The 4227-nt window shown below is 63.5% G+C and carries 3 protein-coding genes and 1 pseudogene; 3 read left to right on the top strand and 1 reads right to left on the bottom strand.

From position 1 onward, the window contains the following. The first annotated feature begins 79 nt into the window (after positions 1-79). Positions 80-1255 carry a glycerate kinase gene (locus tag ASH01S_RS16320; RefSeq protein WP_067929507.1) on the top strand — a complete coding sequence of 392 codons (1176 nt, stop codon included), beginning with the start codon at positions 80-82 and terminating at the stop codon, positions 1253-1255. Positions 1256-1313: 58 nt separating this feature from the next. Here ASH01S_RS16320 and ASH01S_RS16315 read toward each other — a convergent pair whose 3' ends face one another. Further along, a complete protein-coding gene (locus ASH01S_RS16315) occupies positions 1314-2255 on the bottom strand; it encodes a YaaC family protein (RefSeq protein ID WP_067929506.1) in 942 nt (313 codons plus the stop codon). A 150-nt stretch (positions 2256-2405) separates the two neighbouring features. Here ASH01S_RS16315 and guaB point away from each other — a divergent pair, with 150 nt between their 5' ends. Together guaB and ASH01S_RS16305 are read left to right on the top strand one after the other, a co-directional pair. After that, complete coding sequence (gene guaB, locus ASH01S_RS16310) at positions 2406-3875, top strand: IMP dehydrogenase (protein WP_245629131.1); 1470 nt, start codon at positions 2406-2408, stop codon at positions 3873-3875. Positions 3876-4012: 137 nt separating this feature from the next. Next, positions 4013-4227 (top strand): annotated as a pseudogene (locus ASH01S_RS16305) (hypothetical protein); the annotation flags it as partial.

Here is a 4227-nt window from a genome sequence, read left to right as displayed (position 1 = left end):
TCCCAGGTGCTTTTTTTGTGGTACCATGGCGGAGTGAAACCGTTTCATATGGACTTTTTCAGGGGGCGGGCGGTACAGCATGAAAATCGTGATTGCACCGGATTCCTTCAAAGGGAGCCTCACGGCCGGCGCCGTGGCCGACGGGATCGCCAAGGCTTTCCAAGACGTATGGGCTGAGGCACATAGGCGGGATTTGGAACTGGTCCAGGTGCCGCTGGCCGATGGAGGCGAAGGCACGGTGGAGAGTTTGGTCGCAGCCACCGGCGGACGCCTGGAGCGCATCTCCGTATGTGGACCCAGACGTACACAGGTAGAAACCGTGTACGGTGTGCTCGGTGACGGGGAGACCGCCGTGCTGGAGGTAGCCAACATCTGCGGACTGCCCATGCTCGCCGAGGACGAGAGAGACCCCGAACAGACAACCAGTTACGGCCTCGGGGAGGCGGTGCGCGCCGCCTTGAACGCCGGCCACCGCAAGTTCATCATCGGTCTCGGTGGAAGCGCGTGCAACGACGGTGGGCTGGGCATGCTGCAGGCGTTGGGGGCGGTGTTTCTCGACGCTTCCGGGCACCCGGTGGAGCCTAGCGGACGCGGAGTCGCCGCGGTCGCCGAGGTGCGGCTGAATCAGCTGGATGCCCGCCTGGCGGGAAGCGACATCTGTATCGCGTCGGACGTTGACAATCCGCTGTGCGGGCCGGACGGCGCGAGCGCGGTGTTTGGGCCACAAAAAGGTGCGACCCGTGAGCAGGTGGAGCGCCTGGACAAGGCGCTGGCGCGCTACGCCGAAATGGTGGAGCAGGCCTGTCGAGAATGGCCGGCATCCGTTCCGGGTGTGGACGGGGGCTTTGCGCGCCGACCGGGGGCAGGCGCGGCTGGGGGGCTTGGCTTCGCCCTGCAAATCCTGGGCGGGCGCATGGCATCCGGTGCTGAGTTGATTGCCAACACGGCCGGGTTGCCGCAGGCGCTGCGCGGCGCCGATTGGGCCATCACCGGCGAAGGGAGAAGTGACGCCCAGACGCTGCGCGGCAAACTGCCCGTGCTTGTAGCCCGCATGGCCCGCGAGGCCGGCGCCCGTCCGGTGCTGTTGTCCGCTTCCTTGGGCGATGGATGGGATTTGCTGCGCGCCGAGTTCGTCAGTCTCTCCGCCATCACACCTGCTCCGATGACGCTGGCCGAGGCGCTGGCCGAGACGGACACGCTTCTGTACAGGGCAGCTTGGAGCGTGGCCCGCATCCTGGAAGCCACCAGCCGATGAAAACACCAACCGATCCCGATGACCCGGCGCCGCCGTCCACCCACAGCCGCGGTTCTCGTCAACGGATCGCCCCTTCGCGGGTGCGAAACTGGACGGCGCGCGCCCCTTCTTCCAGGCCATCCTCCTCAATATCAATCCGCATCTCGGGCAGGGCGAGATACTCGCGGACCATCAGCGCGTCCACCTCGTTCTGCCAGAGCACAATGTCCGACCACTCCACTGGGTTGTAGCGGCACAAGGAGGACAACGAATACAAGAGGCTGTAATGGGCCAGCCACTCCGGGTGACGGGCTCCGTCCAGCAAGAACACGCGCCCCCCGAATTCCCTGCGCATGGGGTGATCCGCCCGTGGCGCTGGTACGTGCAACAGCCCGGGCGGATCGACCGCGGGACGGGGAGCGCGCGGCGGCACCGTGGGTCCCGACTGGTAGCGACTGAGCCACTCGCCGACGGTCAGCGAATGACTGGCCGCGATTTCCCGCTCAATCAACCACCAGCCGTCTTCTGCCGACCGCAGTTCAAACACGTGCAGGAACGGCTTGTAAAACTGCTTCATGATGGGGTGCAAGCCGGGCAGGGAACCGAGCAGGTCGCCGACGATGAGGCGGTTTCCCAGTTGCTCGCCGGGCAACAACAGACGCACGCACTCCTGCAGAACACCGTCCTTGTGCACCGTGATCGTCTCCAGCGGCCACCGATACCCCTGTCGCTTTTGCCGACGCACCGACAATCCGTGTTGCAGAACCGCCGTGGAGCGGGGAAACTCGAGGTCAAACAGGTATAGCAGGACCTTCAGCCAATGTAGCCATTCGTAGTAGCGCAGGAGCGGGGCCAATTCAATGCGGATGCTCTCCAGTCCGCCGACAAATTGTACCGCCTGGCGCGCCGTCGAAGCGACGCGGGCGGCCGCCCCATACAATTGGCTCTGTCCGGCCGCTGGATGCAATCGCCGCAGCAAGCGCAGGCTAAGCGCCTCGCTTTGGAGTTTGCGAATGTCCATATCCGTCTGCCATGATTTCCGGTTTGACACTCCTATGGGTGGTTGCTATACTACGCGTAATATCCACGGGACAAGCCGTCATTATACCATCATTGGCGCTGGGCTGAGGGGTCCGGCGCATCCGTGTTGCCAAACGTTGGGGGGATGAATGTGGACAGCAAATGGCAAAGCAAGTTCCAGAAAGAGGGCCTGACGTTTGACGATGTGCTCCTGGTGCCGGCCAAGTCAGAGGTCTTGCCCAGGGACGTGGACGTATCTAGCCGACTCACGACCGATATTCGATTGAATATTCCGCTTGCGAGCGCCGCCATGGACACTGTGACCGAGGCGGCGCTTGCCATAGCCATGGCGCGAGAGGGTGGCATCGGCGTCATTCACAAGAACATGAGCATCGAGGCGCAGGCGGAAGAGGTGGACAAAGTCAAGCGATCCGAAAGCGGGGTCATCATAGACCCCATCTATCTAACGCCTGAGCATCCGATTGAGGATGCCGAGCGGCTGATGGCCAAGTATCGGATCTCCGGCGTACCGGTGGTGGACGGACCAGACAGAAAACTGGTTGGCATCATCACCAACCGCGACCTGCGCTTTGAACCAGACCTGAGCCGCCCGGTGCGCGAGGTGATGACACACGGCAACCTGGTAACCGCGCCGGTCGGGACGACGCTGCAGCAAGCGAAGGAGATCTTGCAGAAACACAAGATTGAGAAACTGCCGTTGGTGGACAATCACGGCGTCCTCAAGGGACTCATCACCATCAAGGACATCGAGAAGGCGAAGCAGTTCCCCAATGCGGCCAAGGACGCCAAAGGCCGCCTGGTGGCTGGGGCGGCGGTGTCCACTTCCAAGGACATGTTGGATCGAGTGGCCGCTTTGGTGGCGGCTGGGGCGGACGTGATTGTGATAGACACTGCGCACGGGCACTCGGAAGGGGTGTTGCGGGCGGTGCGCGAGGTGCGCAGACAGCACCCGGACCTTCAGATCATCGCCGGCAACGTGGCGACGGCGGAGGCGACGCTGGCTCTGATTGAGGCGGGTGTCAACGCCGTTAAGGTCGGGATTGGGCCCGGATCGATTTGCACGACGCGGGTGGTGGCCGGCATCGGTGTGCCGCAGATTACGGCCGTCTACGACTGCGCCACGGCCGCTCGGGAGCACGGCATTCCCATCATCGCCGATGGCGGCATCAAGTACTCGGGAGACATTGTCAAGGCCATCGCAGCCGGCGCCGATGTGGTCATGATTGGCAGCCTGTTTGCCGGAACGGAGGAGAGCCCGGGCGAGACGGAGATCTTCCAGGGCCGGCGGTTCAAGGTCTACCGCGGCATGGGATCGCTCGGGGCGATGAAGGAGGGCGGCGGTGAGCGTTACTTCCAGGAGGACGCGAAGAAGCTGGTGCCAGAAGGCATTGAAGGGCGCGTCGCCTACCGCGGTCCGCTGTCGGAAATTGTCTATCAGCTGGTGGGCGGCCTGCGCGCCGGCATGGGCTACTGCGGCACTCCGACGATAGCCGACCTGCAGGAGAACGGCCAGTTTATCCGCATTACGGCGGCCGGCCTGCGCGAGAGCCATCCGCACGACGTACAGATCACCAAGGAAGCGCCCAATTACAGCATCTGATAGAGGCCAACACGGGAGGAAGGCCGCCATCGGCGGTCCTATTCCGAAATTCGCCATTCTTCGGCGTCCCAACCCTGTGCTATACTGATTCTGTTTGTATCGCGATGGGAGGGGTTTGGGACTCAGTGAGGACGAGGATGCTGAACAAATCGGTTTGGCTGGGGTTGACGGGCGTTCTTCTGGTCGGCTGCGCGGCCCCGGGGGTGGCGCTGGCCAAAGGCGGGTCCCCGGCCGCTGCGGCGACAGTCGCCACACCGGCCAAGGCGCCGGTGGTGGCCGCCAAGTCGGCGGTCTTGATGGATGTGGCGAGCGGTCAGATTCTCTACAGCAAGAATCCGAATGAACGGCGGGC

Origin of the sequence: Alicyclobacillus shizuokensis NBRC 103103 (assembly GCF_001552255.1) — a bacterium.
In the GTDB taxonomy this organism is placed as follows: domain Bacteria; phylum Bacillota; class Bacilli; order Alicyclobacillales; family Alicyclobacillaceae; genus Alicyclobacillus_G; species Alicyclobacillus_G shizuokensis.
The sequence above is the reverse complement of the archived record's forward strand: the minus strand, read 5'-3'. Positions and strand labels throughout refer to the sequence as shown.

What these genes read in the sequence shown, in the direction of transcription:
- ASH01S_RS16320 (WP_067929507.1), top strand. Translation starts at nt 80, where the DNA reads ATGAAAATCGTGATTGCACCGGATTCCTTCAAAGGGAGCCTCACGGCC.
- ASH01S_RS16315 (WP_067929506.1), bottom strand. Translation starts at nt 2,255, where the DNA reads ATGGACATTCGCAAACTCCAAAGCGAGGCGCTTAGCCTGCGCTTGCTG.